13 protein-coding genes are annotated in these 15,432 nt (G+C 67.9%); 8 read left to right on the top strand and 5 right to left on the bottom strand.

Features of this window, described 5'->3' with window-relative positions; translation table 11 throughout:
• The first annotated feature begins 29 nt into the window (after positions 1-29).
• The 4 genes from AC1D2O_RS05945 to AC1D2O_RS05930 are packed head-to-tail and all read left to right on the top strand — an operon-like array spanning position 30 to position 8,030.
• The gene (locus AC1D2O_RS05945) at positions 30-3,071 is read left to right on the top strand and encodes an AAA family ATPase (protein ID WP_478156489.1); all 3,042 of its coding nucleotides are present in this window, start codon (positions 30-32) and stop codon (positions 3,069-3,071) included.
• Positions 3,072-3,101: 30 nt separating this feature from the next.
• Entirely contained in the window at positions 3,102-4,037 is a 936-nt protein-coding gene (locus AC1D2O_RS05940) for a DUF3237 domain-containing protein (protein WP_478092918.1), read from the top strand.
• Between the two features lie 22 nt (positions 4,038-4,059).
• On the top strand, positions 4,060-5,070 hold the full coding sequence (locus AC1D2O_RS05935) for an encapsulin (protein ID WP_478092916.1): 1,011 nt from the start codon (positions 4,060-4,062) through the stop codon (positions 5,068-5,070).
• Entirely contained in the window at positions 5,067-8,030 is a 2,964-nt protein-coding gene (locus AC1D2O_RS05930) for an FAD-dependent oxidoreductase (RefSeq protein WP_478156487.1), read from the top strand. The genes AC1D2O_RS05935 and AC1D2O_RS05930 overlap by 4 nt, the downstream gene beginning before the upstream one ends.
• Positions 8,031-8,046: 16 nt before the next feature.
• On the opposite strand, the gene AC1D2O_RS05925 is transcribed toward AC1D2O_RS05930, so the two are convergent.
• The 4 genes from AC1D2O_RS05925 to AC1D2O_RS05910 all read right to left on the bottom strand — a co-directional run bounded on the left by AC1D2O_RS05925 (position 8,047) and on the right by AC1D2O_RS05910 (position 10,451).
• Positions 8,047-8,586, bottom strand: a complete 540-nt coding sequence (locus AC1D2O_RS05925; protein ID WP_478092912.1) for a murein hydrolase activator EnvC family protein — start codon at positions 8,584-8,586, stop codon at positions 8,047-8,049.
• Between the two features lie 135 nt (positions 8,587-8,721).
• Entirely contained in the window at positions 8,722-9,198 is a 477-nt protein-coding gene (locus AC1D2O_RS05920) for a CreA family protein (RefSeq protein ID WP_478156485.1), read from the bottom strand.
• Entirely contained in the window at positions 9,195-9,746 is a 552-nt protein-coding gene (locus AC1D2O_RS05915) for an NUDIX hydrolase (protein ID WP_478156484.1), read from the bottom strand. The genes AC1D2O_RS05920 and AC1D2O_RS05915 overlap by 4 nt, the downstream gene beginning before the upstream one ends.
• A 3-nt stretch (positions 9,747-9,749) precedes the next feature.
• The gene (locus tag AC1D2O_RS05910) at positions 9,750-10,451 is read right to left on the bottom strand and encodes a fumarylacetoacetate hydrolase family protein (protein ID WP_478156482.1); all 702 of its coding nucleotides are present in this window, start codon (positions 10,449-10,451) and stop codon (positions 9,750-9,752) included.
• Positions 10,452-10,553: 102 nt separating this feature from the next.
• On the opposite strand from AC1D2O_RS05910, the gene maiA reads away from it, so the two are divergent.
• Both maiA and pgeF read left to right on the top strand, forming a co-directional pair.
• The gene (gene maiA, locus AC1D2O_RS05905) at positions 10,554-11,192 is read left to right on the top strand and encodes a maleylacetoacetate isomerase (RefSeq protein ID WP_478094313.1); all 639 of its coding nucleotides are present in this window, start codon (positions 10,554-10,556) and stop codon (positions 11,190-11,192) included.
• A gap of 2 nt (positions 11,193-11,194) precedes the next feature.
• On the top strand, positions 11,195-11,944 hold the full coding sequence (gene pgeF, locus AC1D2O_RS05900; protein ID WP_478156480.1) for a peptidoglycan editing factor PgeF: 750 nt from the start codon (positions 11,195-11,197) through the stop codon (positions 11,942-11,944).
• On the opposite strand, the gene AC1D2O_RS05895 is transcribed toward pgeF, so the two are convergent.
• On the bottom strand, positions 11,876-12,172 hold the full coding sequence (locus AC1D2O_RS05895) for a hypothetical protein (RefSeq protein ID WP_478093813.1): 297 nt from the start codon (positions 12,170-12,172) through the stop codon (positions 11,876-11,878). The two genes, pgeF and AC1D2O_RS05895, sit on opposite strands and share 69 nt — an antisense overlap.
• Before the next feature lie 103 nt (positions 12,173-12,275).
• Here AC1D2O_RS05895 and phaC point away from each other — a divergent pair, with 103 nt between their 5' ends.
• The gene (gene phaC / locus AC1D2O_RS05890; RefSeq protein WP_478093812.1) at positions 12,276-14,003 is read left to right on the top strand and encodes a class I poly(R)-hydroxyalkanoic acid synthase; all 1,728 of its coding nucleotides are present in this window, start codon (positions 12,276-12,278) and stop codon (positions 14,001-14,003) included.
• Between the two features lie 187 nt (positions 14,004-14,190).
• A complete protein-coding gene (locus AC1D2O_RS05885; RefSeq protein ID WP_478093810.1) occupies positions 14,191-15,369 on the top strand; it encodes an acetyl-CoA C-acetyltransferase in 1,179 nt (392 codons plus the stop codon).
• The last annotated feature ends 63 nt before the right edge of the window (positions 15,370-15,432 follow it).

The following is a 15,432-nucleotide window of genomic DNA, read 5'->3' as shown; positions in this document are numbered from 1 at the left end:
AAAGCGCACGCTTTTGCGGCGGGTGCGGCATGCTTTTGGACTTCGCCCAGCGGGTGGACGGCGAGCGGCGGCAGATCACGGTGCTCATGTGCGATGTCGTGGGTTCGACCGCTCTCTCCCAGACGCTCGATCCCGAAGACCTGCATGAACTGCTCGCCGACTTTCAGCGCGTCTGCCAGGAAGCGGCCGAGCGCAGCGGTGGCTACATCTCCCAGTTCCTGGGCGACGGCGTCCAGATCTATTTCGGCTTCCCCCGTGCGCACGAAGACGATGCCCGGCGGGCCGTCACCTGCGGGCTCGACATCCTGCAGGGGATGGAGCAGCTGAACCACGCCGCAGCGCGGCCCCCGGGTGCGCGGCTCCAGATTCGCGCCGGGGCGGACACCGGGCGTGTCGTGGTCAGCCCGGTGGGCACGGGCGCCCGCCGGGAGAACGTCGCGATGGGCGACGCGCCCAACATCGCGTCGCGCGTGCAGGCCGCGGCGGAGCCCGACACGCTGTGGGTCACCGAAGCCACGTGGCGCATCGCCCATGAGCACTTCCATGGTGAGCCGCGAGGCGAACACGAGCTCAAGGGCGTCGCCACCGCCGTGCGGCTTTGGCGCGTCACCCAGGCCGGCGGCCTCGAGTCGGGCCTGGGGCGGGTCGACATGCGCACGCCCTACGTCGGCCGAGGGCGCGAGCATGCCCTGCTGGCGTCGCACTGGGCGGCGGCACAGGCGGGTTCCGCACGTTTCGTCACCCTCCGCGGCGAGCCGGGCATCGGCAAGTCGCGACTCGTGGCGGAGTTCACGCGTCAGTTCGCGGACGACGACATCGTCGTGCTTGCCGCTTCCTGCACGCCCTATGCCCAGAACAGCGCCTTCCTGCCCGTGACCAATCTGTTGGTGCACCGGCTCGGGCTGGATCGCGCGCTGGCGGCCGACGAGCGCCTCGACTGCCTCGAGGCGCGGCTGGCCGAACTCGGCGTCGATGCACCCGACGCGCCGCCGCTGATGGCCGCGCTGCTGTCCATTCCGTCGGGGGAGCGCTATCCCGCGCTGGAGATATCGCCGGTGCGGCAACGTGTCCGGACCCTCGCGATCCTCGTTGACGTCCTGCATGCACTCGCTTCCAGGAGTCCGACCATCCTGATCGCAGAAGACCTGCACTGGGCGGATCCCTCGACGATCGAGTTCTTGCGGCTGTTCGTATCGTCCGTGCGGGAGCTTCCGTTGCTGGGACTGTTTACCGCCCGCCCGGAGTTCCAGCCCGCATGGCCGTCGGGCGATGCGACTCCGCTGATCGATGTGTCGCGCCTCGACGACGACGAGGTGGAGTCGGTCGTTCGCAACGTGGCCCACGGCAAGCGGGTTCCGGGCGAAGTGTTGCGGGAGATCGCGCAGCGCTGCGACGGCGTGCCGCTGTTCGTGGAGGAGATGGTGCGCTCCGTCATCGAGGGCAGGGTGGTGGAAGAGCACGAGTTGTCCTGGGAACTCACCAGCCCATTCCGCAGTGGCCTCATTCCGGCGAGCATCGATGCCTCCCTGATGGCGCGCATCGATCGGCTGGGCGACGCCCGGGCGACGGCGCAGCTCGGCGCGACGATCGGCCGGGAGTTCTCCCATTCGCTGATCCAGTTGATGAGCGGGCGCGACGAACAAGCGCTCTGCGAAGATCTGGAACGAATCATCGATGCGGGACTGGTGTGGAAGACGGGCTCGGGCGCCAGCGCGCTGTATGTCTTCAAGCATGCGCTGGTTCGCGATGCGGCCTATGAATCGCTGTTGCGGCGCACGCGCCAGGCTTGTCACGCGCGTATCGCGGCCGTGCTGCAGGAGCACTTCCCGGACATCGTTGCGGAGCAGCCGGAGCTGATCGCCCACCATGTGTCGGCTGCCGGCAATGACGAGCAGGCCGTCGAGTTCTGGCGCAAGGCCGGGCAGAGGGCGCTGGCGCGCACGGCCATGCGCGAGGCCGCGGCGCATTTTCAGCGCGCCATCGGCAGCGTCTCGCGCATGCCCGAGGAGTCGCGCTGGCTGGAGTGCGAGCTCGATCTGCAAAACGAGATCGCGCCGGTCCTCATGACCGTCCAGGGCTGGGGCGCCAACGATGTGCGCCACGCGTGCGAGCGGGCCCGCGAGCTGGCCACGCGACTGAGTCGGTTCGACAAGATCTATCCGCCTGTCTGGGGCCTCTGGACCTACTATTTCCTGCGCGGCGAAATGGACGAGGCGGCGACCACCGCCAAGGCGGTGCTTGCGATGGCCGAGGCCACGGCGGCCCCGATGATCCGGATCACCGGCCGTCATGCCACCGCCTACACGCACCTGTACCGCGGCGAATTCGAACAGGCGGTTCAGGAGGCCGATGCCGGCCTGGCGTTGTTCGATCTCGAGCAGGAACGCCAACTGGCCGCGACATTCCAGCTGTCCTCGTCGGTCGCGGTGCGCACCGCACGTGCCACCGCGCTGTGGATGCTGGGGCAGGTCGACGAGGCGCGCGAGGAGCGGGAGCGGATGGTTCGCCTGGGGCGCGAACTCGGGCATACGCCGAGCCGGGCCGCCGCGCTGGCCTTTCAATTGCACAGCGGGCTCTGTTTCGGCTGGCACGACATGGAGGTCGCCGAGCAACTGCAAGTGGCTGACGAGTTGTGCACCTTGTCGAAGGACGAGGGCTTCGTCCTCTGGCACGCGGTGGCGCTGACGTATCGCGGGGCGGCATTGGCGGTGCAGGGTCATGAGGCGCAGGCGCGCTCGCAGATCGAGCACGGGCTCGAGGAGTTCATGGGGACCGGGTCACGCCTGACGCTGGTGCCGATGAACGCCATGTGCGCCAAGGCCTTCATGCTGATGCATGACGACGAACGGGCCTGGCAGCTGCTCGACGCGGCGCAGGTCGAAGCCAACGCCCGCAACGAGCGGATGTGGGAGCCGGAGATCGATCGCCTGCGGGCCGCCATCCAGTTCCGCCGCGGCGATGCGGCGGGCGCCGAGGCTTCGCTGCGCAATGCGATGGCGAAAGCGCGCCGGCAAAAGGCGCGCTCGCTCGAGGAATGGGTCGAACGGGATCTCAGAGACATTCTTGTGTAAGAGCCCGCGGGCAAGCGAGGAGGAGATTGCATGAGCGAGTTTCGCGACGCGCCCCTGCGCGTGCCGTGCCAGTTGCGGCTGGGAACGGCGGCCGTGCCGGCACCGGCGGGAGAGATCGCGCCCGGCGTGCGTTCGATGGTCGTCATCACCGCGACCTCGTGGCACCCCAGCAACGTGGTCGATCTGGAATTGCGCATCGACGCAGGGCGCGTGCAACTCGTCCATGCCGCGCCCGCGATGGGGGGTGCCGGTACCCAGTCCTTCATCGCATACCTGCCTGCGCTGAGGCCGGGGCAGCGCCTGGACTATCGGGCGCAGTTGCGGCGGGCGGGGCAATTGATCGCCGAAGCGCCCGAGGACGGCGGCTGGAGGTCGGTGACCGCCGCCGCTGTCGACGCCGCGCCACCGCGCATGCCAGCATCGGCGGCGTCCGGGCCAGCCCCGGCGTCTGCGTTTCCGGCGTACTGCACGGCCGGCACGCCGCGTTTCGGCTACGGCCTTGAATTCCTGGGCGCTCTGACGGTCCAACTGCGCGCCGAGGTGCTCGGGCACACGCCTCAGGGCTATCGCATCAATTTCTTCGTCGTCCATGGCGAAGCGCACGGGCCACGGCTCAAGGGACGCGTTCGCCCCGAGGGCGGCGACTGGATGTGCATCCGTCCGGACGGCGTCGGCGAGGTCGACATCAAGATCACCTACGAGACGCCGGACGGCGCGCTCCTGCTCGAGCAGTCGGGCGGCGTCTTCGATATCGGCCAGAAGGGCTACGCCGATGTGGTGCGCGGGGTCTACACCGGCGCTCCGGCCTTCTTCGCCACGCCGACCTATGTCACCGCCGACCCGCGCTGGCAATGGATCAATCTTTTGCAGTGCTTCGGCTTCGGGCGCGTGGTGATGAACGAACTGCGCGTCGAGTGCGACATCTATGCGCCGCGCCTCGAAAGCCAGCCGCCCCTGAATTCTTGAAGGCAATACACAAGGAGCTGAGATGACAGATAACAACCAGCAGGTGCCATGGACGGACGAGCAGTGGGCGCGGGTGCGCAAGGTGATCCAGGAGGAGGCGGCCCGGGCGCGGGTGGGCGCGAGCTTCCTTCCCCTGGTCGGTCCGCTGCCACCGAGCACCGACTATGTGTCGATCGACAAGATCGCCTACGGCAAGCAGGGCCATCCAAGGCTGTCGATCGATGACAAGTCGACGGTCCAGTTGGCCACGCTGCAGGTGAGGGTGTATCTGCGAGGCGCCCAGATGGCCGATCCGGACATGGCCAGCGCGCTGCAATTGTTCCGAAGGGCCGCCAACGTGCTCGCGCGGCTCGAGGACCACGTGGTGTTCAACGGACTCAAGGGCCCGGACCAGAAGCCGCCGCCGGAACTGGCGGTCGCGAAGATCATGGGCGGCCAGGCGAGCCAGGGTCTGGCGGACGGCAAGACCCATGAATTCGACGACGCCCAGGACCCGGAGCTGCTGGGCGGACTGCTCGTGAGGGCGGTGTCGGATTGCATCGGCGAGCTCGAGAAAGCCGGCCATTTCGGTCCTTTCGCCGTGGTGTTCGACCATGCGTTCTTCACCGCCGTGCAGTCGCCCAACGCCGGGTCCCTCGTGCTGCCGCAGGACCGCATCATTCCGTTCCTCGGCGGCGGTCCGCTGCTGCGGTCGTCGACGCTTCCCAATCGCGCGGGGATCGTCGTGGCGCTCGGTGCGGAGCCGGTCGAACTCGTCGTCGCCACCGATGTGTCCCTGAGCTTCCTGCAAGTGACGCCCGAGCCCGAGTTTGTCTTCCGCGTGTACGAGAAGATCGTCCTGCGCATCAAGGAGAAGGAAGCGATCCGCGTGATCAGGATCCGTGGCGGAATCCAGGAGCCCAACGAAGCACAGGAGCCCAACGAAGAACAGGAGCCCAACGAAGAACAGGAGCCCAACAAAGGTGGCGCGTCCAAAGAAGCGCAGCTTCCTCCGGAATCGAACGAGCAAGGGCCCGGCAAAACGAAGACATGAAGCCCGAGAAGGTCATCATCCTCGGCGGCGGCGTGGCCGGCATGAGTGCCGCCCACGAGCTGATCGAGCGCGGCTTCGAGGTCGTGGTCCTCGAACGCCGCGACATCGCGGGCGGCAAGGCACGCAGCATCCCGGTGAGCGACAACGACGACGGCGGGGCCGGGCATGAGCTGGCCGACAGGGGCGTGGCGGACATCGAGCATCGCTTGCCCGGCGAACATGGCTTCCGCTTCTTCCCGGGCTTCTACAAGCACGTGGTCGACACCATGCGGCGCATCCCGTCGTTCGACGGCCGTCCGGTGGCCGATCATCTGGTGGCCACCACGCGCGTGGGTTTCACGCAGTATGACCAGCCGACCTTCGTGGTGCCGGCGAACTTTCCGCAAACTCCCGGCGATGCGGGAACGGTGCTGCGCGACATCCTGCTCGCCTTCGGCCCGATGACCGGGCTCACGCCCGACGACCTGGCATTCTTCGGCTCACGGATCTGGCAGATCATGACCTCGTGCGAACAGCGGCGACTCGACGAGTACGAGGGCATCAGCTGGTGGGAGTTCATCGGCGCGGAGCAGCGCTCCGCGGCCTATCAGAAGTTCCTCGGCGACGGGATCACGCGCTCGCTGGTGGCGGCCAAGGCCCGGCGCGCCAGCGCTCGGACCATCGGCGACATCTTCACGCAGCTCATGCTGACGATCGTCAACCCGGCCGGCGGATCGGCCGATCGGGTGCTGGACGGCCCGACGAACCTGATCTGGGTCGACCCCTGGCTGAGCTGGCTCCAGGCGAGCGGCGTGCAGTACCGCTTCAACGCCGAGGTCGAGCAGATCCTGTGCGCCGGCAACAAGGTGAGCGGCGTCGTGGTGCTCGAGCGGGGCGTGCGCACCGTCGTGCACGGCGACCACTACATCGCCGCCGTGCCGCTGGAACGCATGGCGGCGCTGGTGAACGCCGACCTGCTGGCCGCGGATCCCTCGCTCGCCAACCTGCGCACGCTGGCACCGAACGTCGAATGGATGAACGGCGTGCAGTACTACCTGTACCGCGACGTGCCCGAGGTGCATGGCCACGTGATCCACATCGACACCGAGTGGGCCCTGACCAGCATCTCCCAATTCCCTTTCTGGCGCAGCGTGGTGCCGACGATGCTCGCGTGCGGGCACGTGAAGGACATCATCTCGGTCGACGTCTCCGACTGGACGACGCCCGGCCCGGACGGCCGGCCGGCCATGCAGTGCTCGCGCGAGGAGGTCGCTCGCGAAACCTGGCGGCAGCTCAAGCGCTCGCTCAACACCGAGCAGGAAATCCTGCGCGACGAAGACCTCCACTCCTGGTTCCTGGATTCGGACACGGCCGCCGACCCGACGCGTCCCGGCTTCCTCGCGAACGCCGAGCCGCTGCTGGTGAATCTGGTCGATACCTGGAAGCTGCGGCCGACCGCGGCCACCGGCCTTGCGAACCTGTTCCTAGCGTCCGACTACGTGCGCACGCACACCGACCTGGCGACGATGGAAGGCGCCAACGAGGCGGCGCGGCGCGCGGTGAACGCGCTGCTGGACGCTGCGGCCTTCGATGGTCCGCGCTGTGAAATCTGGCCGCTTCAGGAAGTCGAACTGCTGACGCCATGGCGGCTTCACGACGCCGCCCGCCATCGGGCCGGACTGCCCTGGGATGCATCGCTCACCCAGGTCGCGGCGCAGGCGCTGCGCGCCGCGTCGCCGCTGCTCGACCAGGTGCGCCCGCTGATGGAGGTCGTGGGCCCCTTCCTGGCGCCCGTCGCCGATGCACTCGACACCGTCGACCAGGCGGTGCAAGGCCTGGGTGAGGGATACGGAGTCGATCAGAGCGTCAGGCGCGGATCCGCCTACGTGCCCACGCCGCTCGGCAACGCGCTGGGCGTCGCCGACGACGTCCCCGGCGTCGGCGACATCGTGGGCCCGGGCGGCTTCGTCGAGCGGCTGGGCTGGTATCGCGGCATGATCGTCGACACGCTGGCGGCCGGGGTGCCGGACTGGGAACCGCAGAAGCACCTGTATGGACTCGTGAAGGACTTCATGGCGCGGGCCGGCAAGGGCCTGCGGCCGGCGCTGTGCATCGCCACCACGCGCGCGCTGGGGGGGCGCAGCGAGAACGCGCTGCCCGCCGCGGCCGGCATCGAGATGCTGCACAACGCCTTCCTCGTGCACGACGACATCGAGGACGGCAGCGAGGTCCGCCGCGGCGTGCCCACCATGCACCGGCAGGCCGGCATTCCGCTCGCCGTGAACACCGGCGATGCGATGAATGCGCTGGCCATGCGGCTGCTGCGCCGCACCGGCGAGTCTCTCGGGCCGGCCGGCGCGTTGCGCATCCTGGACGAGATCGACCACATGCTGATGGAGACGCTGGAAGGACAGGCCATCGAACTGGGCTGGGTGCGGGACAACGATCTTTCCGTAGGGTCCGACGACTACCTGCGACTGGCGCTGAAGAAGACGGCGTGGTACAGCTTCATCCACCCCTTGCGGATCGGCGCGCTGGTGGCCGATCCCGAGGATGCGAATCTCGGTCGCTTCGATCGCTTCGGATACCTGTTGGGGCTGGCCTTCCAGATCACGGACGACGTTCTCAATCTGAGCGGGAGCCTGGAGCGCTACGGCAAGGAGATCGACGGCGACCTGTCCGAGGGCAAGCGCACCCTGGTGCTGACGCACGCGCTGTCGCACGCGAGCCGGGGCGAGCGCGACTGGATGAGCAACTTTCTTGCGCGCCCGCGCGAGCGTCGCCTGCCGCGCGAAGTGCTGCGGATGCACGACATCGTGGCGGGCACCGGCAGCATCGAATGGGCGCGTCAGTCGGCCGTTGCGCTCGCCGACGCCGCGGCGAACGAGTTCGACCTGTCCGCGTTCGCCGGCGCGGCACCGAGTCCGGATCTGGATTGGCTGCGCGCCAGTGTGAATTACCTGGTGCAGCGCGATTCGTAGCGCGCTGCGGCGCTCGCTAGCGCAAGGTCCCGTTCAGGTAGGGCTCGGGATCGACCGCCACGCCCTGTTTGCGGATCTCGAAATGCAGCTTCACGCGGTCGGCGTCGCTGTTGCCCATCTCGGCGATCTTCTGGCCTTGGCGTACCACCTCCTTCTCCTTGACCAGGATGGTCTTGGTGTGGGCGTAGGCGGTCAGGAAAGTGTCGTTGTGCTGGACGATCACCATGTTGCCGTAGCCGCGCAGTTCGCCGCCCACGTAGACGACGCGTCCGTCGGCCGCCGCGAGCACCGGGTCGCCCAGGTTGCCCGCGATGTCCAGGCCCTTGTTGCGGGTGCCGTCGAATCCCGAGAGCGTGCGGCCGTTCGACGGCCGGATGAAGAAGGCCTGGGGCTTCGGTGCGGGCGTTGCGGTGGGCGGGGCCGTCTGGCCCGACGGTGGCAAGGGGTAGAAAGTCGGACCCGATCCCTTGGGGGTCGAACAGGCCGCCAGGGCGGCGGCCGCGATGGCGACGGCCGCGATGGCGGTGGCGCGAAAAAGTGAGTTCTGGGCTTGCATGGCTGTTTTTTGGAACGTGATCGCCGCGAAGGGTTCCCCGCCGCGGCGACCGGACCGTATTTTTAGCACGCCGTCGAAGGAGCGGGCGTGACCAGGGGTTGCAGCCGGTGCTGCGGCTCACCCGGGGCGCCCGCGCTACTTCTGCGGGATCGGTGTGGCGCGATCGATCGGGACGGCGGTGACGCTGTTCTTCGGCGAGCCATCGATGAGCAGGTCGGAATAGGCCAGGTAGACCAGCGTATTGCGCCTGGCATCGACGATGCGCACGACGCGCAGCCGCTTGAAGAGAATCGACTGCCGTTCGCTGAAGACCTCCTCGCGCCGCGGCAGCGGCTGGATCACGCCGGCCGGTCCCACCTGCCGGCAGGCGATCGAGGCTTCGGCCTTGTCTTCGGCCAGGCCGAGCGCGCCGGAGACGCCGCCGGTCTTGGCGCGCGAGACATAGCAGGTGACGCCGTTCACCTTCGGATCGTCGTAGGCCTCGACCACGATCTTGTGGTCCGGCCCGATCAGCTTGAAGGCGGTGTCGACTTCGCCGACCTGTTCGGCCCCGGCGCCCGTTGCCGCCACGGCAAGGCCGAGAACGAGCTGCCGCTGCAGCCTGCGATTCATACGATGTCCACCGTGTGGACGCGATCGAAGCTGCCGCGGCGCCGGTCGTCGAAGTAGCGCGTGAGCGCCTCCCGCACGGTGCGGAACGCGATCTCTTCCCAGGGGATCTCGTCCTCGGCGAAGAGCCGGGCCTCGATCGTTTCGTGGCCCGGATCGAAGCGCTCGCTCAGCAGCCGGGCACGGTAGAACAGGTGGACCTGGCCGACGCGCACCACGCTCATGACCGCGAACAGGCCTTCCATCTCGTACTCGGCGCCGGCCTCTTCGTCGGTCTCGCGCGCAGCGCCCTGTTCGGTCGACTCGTTGAGCTCCATGAACCCGGCCGGCAGCGTCCATTTGCCCCAGCGCGGCTCGATGTTGCGCTTGCACAGCAGCACGCGATCGCCGAGGACCGGGATGGTCCCCACCACGTTCAGCGGATTCTCGTAGTGGATCGTGTTGCAGGCCGGGCAGACCGCGCGCTCCTTGGTGTCGCCGTCGTCCGGGACGCGGTAGACGACCGCGGTGCCGCAGTTCTTGCAATGCTTGATGGGGACGCGCAGGATCATTGTCTAGATGATCCGGACGGTCAGCTTGGGCAGGCCGGTGATTTCGCCGACCAGCGTGTCGCCCGCGACCACCGCGGCCACGCCCTCGGGCGTCCCCGTGAAGATCAGGTCGCCGGGCTGCAGTTCCCAGGCGGCCGACAGGTGCTCGATGGTTTCGGCCAGGTTCCAGATCAGCTTGCTCACGTTGCTGCGCTGGCGGTCGACGCCACCGACCTGGACCGAGATCTCGGCCTTCTCGATGTCGCCCGCCTGCGCGGCCGGCACGATCGGGCCGATCGGTGCGCTCTGCTCGAAGCTCTTGCCGATGTCCCAGGGGCGGCCCTGCTTCTTCATGTCGTTCTGCAGGTCGCGGCGCGTCATGTCGAGGCCGACGGCATAGCCGAAGATGTGCTTGTGGGCGTCGGCTGCCGCGATGTTCTTGCCGCCGGTGCCGATCGCGGCGACCAGCTCGATCTCGTGGTGCAGGTTCTTGGTCAGCGTCGGGTAGGCCATGGTGCCGGTGCTGCCGGCCTCGACCACCACCACGGCATCGGCCGGCTTCATGAAGAAGAAGGGCGGTTCGCGGCCGGTGAAGCCCATTTCCTTGGCATGCTCTTCGTAGTTGCGGCCGACGCAGTAGATGCGATGCACCGGAAAGCGCGGGGCCTGGCCGACGACGGGGATCGATACGACCGGGTGAGGGGTGAAAACAAACTCGGAGGCCATGGGAGAAACGTCCTTTTCAGCGAAAAAAGCAGTGTGCCAGACGACCGGGCGAATTGCCCGGCGGTGGCCTGCGCGGGGCGGCGCGGCTATGCTAGCCGGATGATGAAGCTGCACAATTATTTCCGTTCCTCCGCCTCCTTTCGCGTGCGTATCGCGCTCAACATCAAGGGGCTGGCCTACGACTACATCCCGGTCCATATCGCCCGCGGGGAGCACAAGACCGGCCCCTTCGCCGCGATCTCGCCCGACAATCTGGTGCCGCTGCTCGAGGACGACGGCGAGCGCTTCACGCAATCGCTGGCGATCATGGAATACCTCGACGAGATCCAGCCCGAGCCCGCGCTCCTGCCCAGCGATCCCGTCGGCCGCGCCCATGTGCGGGCGCTGGCGGAGTCGATCGCCTGCGAGATCCATCCGCTCAACAACCTGCGCGTGCTCAAGTACCTGGTGCGGGAGCTGAAGCTGGACGACGAGGCCAAGAACGCCTGGTACCGCCACTGGGTGCGCGAGGGCATGCTGGCCTTCGAACGCCAACTGGCCCAGTATCCGGTCGGCACCTATTGCTACGGCAGCACGCCGACCATCGCCGACTGCTGCCTGGTGCCGCAGATCTTCAATGGCAAGCGCTTCGACTGCGACTTCAGCGGCCTGCCGCGCACGATGGCGGCGTTCGACGCCTGCATGCAGCTCGACGCCTTCCAGCGCGCCCAGCCATCGAACTGCCCCGACGCGGAAGCCTGAGCATGCCCGATTGGCTCGTGCCGGACTGGCCAGCGCCCGCGAATGTGCGTGCGGTATGCACCACGCGGGAGGGCGGCGTTTCGGTCGGCAGCTTCCAGGGGCTGAACCTCGGCGGCCATGTCGGCGACGATCCCGAGAAGGTTCAGGCCAACCGGGCCTGCCTCCGGGATGCCCTTGGCGCGCAGCCGGTGTTCCTGGAGCAGGTGCACGGCACCCAGGTGCTGACCCTCGATGCGCAGAGCGTCGACGGCGCCAGCGCCGACGCCTGCACGACGACGGAACGCGGCATCGCCTGCACGATCATGGTCGCGGACTGCCTGCCGGTGCTGTTCACCGATGAAGGCGGCCGCCGCGTGGCGGCCGCGCACGCAGGTTGGCGCGGGCTGGCGGCGGGTGTGCTCGAGCGCAGCGTCGAGGCTTTCGAGGCCGAGGGCGGCGCTTCCGAACTCATGGCCTGGCTCGGCCCCTGCATCGGACCCGACGCCTTCGAGGTCGGCGACGAGGTCCGCGCCGCCTTCGAAGCCGTCTCGCCAGCGGCCAGCGCGTGCTTCCGGCCGGCCGGCACGCCGGGCAAGTGGATGGCCGACCTCGCGGGGCTGGCGCGCCAGCGCCTGAAGGCGGCCGGCATCACGCGGCTTCACGGCAACGACAGCAGCGAGGCCTGGTGCACCGTGCACAACCCGTTACGTTTTTTCTCGCACCGTCGCGACCGGGTCAGCGGCCGTTTCGCCGCCTGCCTCTGGCGGGTCTGAAGCGGCCCTGGCGGCTTGCATCGCGGCCTCGCGCTCGGCCGCTTCGCGCGCCTTGATCGCGCGGCGCCGTGCCGGGGTGGCCATCAGGTAAACCACCAGGGCCACCGGCAGCAGGCCGTAGAGTAGAAAGGTGAAGATCGCACCGAGCACGGTTCCGGTGGTGTTGGTGGCCTCTGCGACCGCCATCATCAGTGCAACATAGAGCCAGGCGATCACGACGAGGTGCATAGACGATGTTTTCAGGAAGGAATGGCGGGCCGCACTGGTGGGGCCCCTGCGAATACAGCATACTCAAAACCCGATCCTATGAGGCGAGGCAGCAGGAGACACCATGAAACACACACAGGCCGCCGGGGCCGAGACTTTCGCGCCGTTTCAGCAGGCGCTCACGCAGGGTTGGGAGAAGGCGCTCGAATCCTTCCAGGCGCTTGGCGCTTCGGGAACCCGGCCGGCGGGTGCGCCCTGGAATATCCCTAAGTTCGCCATGTCCGGCGACAAGCTCCGCCTGCTGCAGGAGCAGTACGTCAGCGAAGCCTCCGAGCTCTGGCACAACGGCTTCGCGGCCCAGGCCCACGCCGACAAGCGCTTCGCCGGCGCTGCCTGGGGCAGCAACCCGGTCTCGTCCTTCTCGGCCGCGATCTACCTGCTGAACGCGCGCACGCTGCTGGGCATGGCCGAAGCGGTCGAGACCGACGAAAAGACCCGCTCCCGCCTTCGCTTCGCGGTCGAGCAATGGATGGCCGCCTCGTCGCCCAGCAACTACCTCGCCTTCAATGCCGAGGCGCAGAAGAAGGCGCTCGACACCCAGGGCGAGAGCATTGCCAAGGGCATCCAGAACCTGCTGCATGACCTCCAGCAGGGCCATGTCAGCATGACCGATGAAAGCGCCTTCGAGGTCGGCCGCAATGTCGGCACCACCGAGGGCGCGGTGGTGTTCGAGAACGCGCTGTTCCAGTTGCTCGAATACAAGCCGCTGACAGCCAAGGTCTACGAACGGCCGCTGCTGTTGATCCCGCCGTGCATCAACAAGTTCTACATCCTCGACCTGCAGCCCGAGAACTCGCTGATCCGCTACGCGGTGGAGCAGGGGCACCGCGTGTTCGTGGTCAGCTGGCGCAATCCCGATGCGTCGATGGCGCAATACACCTGGGACCAGTACATCGAGGACGCCGCCATCAAGGCGATCCACGTGACCCAGGAGATCACCGGCCAGGACAAGAAGGGCGGACAGATCGACACCCTGGGTTTTTGCGTCGGCGGCACCATCCTGAGCACCGCGCTGGCCGTGCTCGCGGCGCGCGGCGAACAGCCCGCCGCCTCGGTCACGCTGCTGACCACCCTGCTCGACTTCACCGACACCGGGGTGCTCGACATCTTCATCGATGAGAACTTCGTGCAGTTCCGCGAGATGCAGATGGGGCAGGGCGGCTTGCTGAAGGGCGGCGAGCTGGCCTCCACCTTCAGCTTCCTCAGGCCGAACGACCTGGTCTGGAACTACGTGGTGGGCAACTATCTCAAGGGCGAGACGCCGCCGCCGTTCGACCTGCTCTACTGGAACAGCGACGCCACGAACCTGCCGGGGCCGATGTACTGCTGGTATCTGCGCCACACCTACCACGAGAACAAGCTGGCGGCGCCGGGCGCGCTGACCGTGGCCGGCGAGCAGGTCGACCTCGGGGCCATCGAGGCGCCGGTCTACATCTATGGCTCGCGCGAAGACCACATCGTGCCGATCGGCGGCGCCTATGCCTCGACGCAGCTGCTCAGCGGCAAGAAGCGCTTCGTGATGGGCGCCTCGGGCCACATCGCGGGCGTGATCAATCCTCCGGCCAAGAAGAAGCGCAGCCACTGGATCCGCGCCGACGGCAAGCTGCCGAAGACGCCGGCCGAATGGCTGGCCGGCGCCACCGAGCATCCCGGCAGCTGGTGGACCGACTGGTCCGACTGGCTCAAGACCCACGCGGGCAAGCAGATCCCTGCCCCCAAGGCCTATGGCAAAGGCAGCGCCTACCAGGCGAGCGAGCCGGCGCCGGGCCGCTACGTCAAGGCGAAAGCCTGATTCCTTTTCTTGTTAGTCCCCCACCACCCTTTGCACGACCTGCATCGCATGAAACCGACACACCCGAGGCCGGGGCACCCGAGGAACCGGCTCTGCCGGGCCGCCGGGTGCGCCCCCTTCAGGGGGTGTCAGAGCCACACGAAGTGGGCGAGGCTGGGGGTGATTCTTTAGTACTGGAGAACACACCATGGAAGACATCGTCATCGTTTCAGCCGCACGTACCGCCGTGGGCAAGTTCGGCGGTTCGCTGGCCAACATCCCGGCGACCGAACTCGGCGCCCTCGTGATCAGGGAAGTGCTGGCGCGCGCCAAGGTCGGCAGCGATCAGATCGGCGAGGTCATCATGGGCCAGGTGCTGGCCGCGGGCAGCGGCCAGAATCCGGCGCGCCAGGCGCTGCTGAAGAGCGGCATCACCCAGGAGACACCGGCGCTGACCATCAACGCAGTCTGCGGCTCGGGCCTGAAGGCGGTGATGCTGGCGGCGCAGGCGGTGGCCACGGGCGACAGCGAGATCGTCATCGCGGGCGGGCAGGAGAGTATGAGCCTGGCGCCGCACGTGCTGCCCAACTCGCGCAACGGCCAGCGCATGGGCGACTGGAAGCTGGTCGACTCGATGATCGTCGACGGCCTGTGGGACGTGTACAACCAGTACCACATGGGCATCACGGCCGAGAACGTGGCCAAGAAGTACGACATCAGCCGCGCCGCGCAGGACGAACTGGCGCTCGGCAGCCAGACCAAGGCGGCCGCGGCGCAGGATGCCGGCAAGTTCAAGGACGAGATCGTCGCGGTCAACATCCCGCAGAAGAAGGGCGACCCGGTGGTTTTCGCCCAGGACGAGTTCATCAACCGCAAGAGCAGCGCCGAGGGCCTCGCGGGCCTGCGCCCGGCCTTCGACAAGGCCGGCGGCGTGACGGCGGGCAATGCCTCGGGCCTGAACGACGGCGCCGCCGCCGTGATGGTGATGACCGCCAAGAAGGCGGCCGCCCTGGGCCTGAAGCCGCTCGGGCGCATCGCCAGCTACGCCAGCACCGGCCTCGATCCGGCCTTCATGGGCATGGGTCCGGTGCCGGCCTCGCAGAAGGCGCTGCAGCGCGCCGGCTGGAAGCCGCAGGACCTCGACCTGCTCGAGATCAACGAGGCCTTCGCGGCCCAGGCCTGCGCGGTGCATCGCGAGATGGGCTGGGACGTCAACAAGGTCAACGTGAACGGCGGTGCGATCGCCATCGGCCACCCCATCGGTGCCTCGGGCTGCCGCATCCTGGTGACGCTGCTGCACGAGATGCAGCGCCAGAACGCCAAGAAGGGCATTGCCTCGCTGTGCATCGGCGGCGGCATGGGTGTCGCCCTGACGATCGAACGCTAACCCCCAGGTTGGCTCTCGGCCGCGCGCAGCGTGCCTGTTCGTGGGCCGCCACGGGACCGGCTT

Source organism: Variovorax sp. P1_G12 (assembly GCF_056405555.1).
Note: the sequence above shows the minus strand (reverse complement) of the source record. Positions and strands in the feature narration are given on the sequence as shown.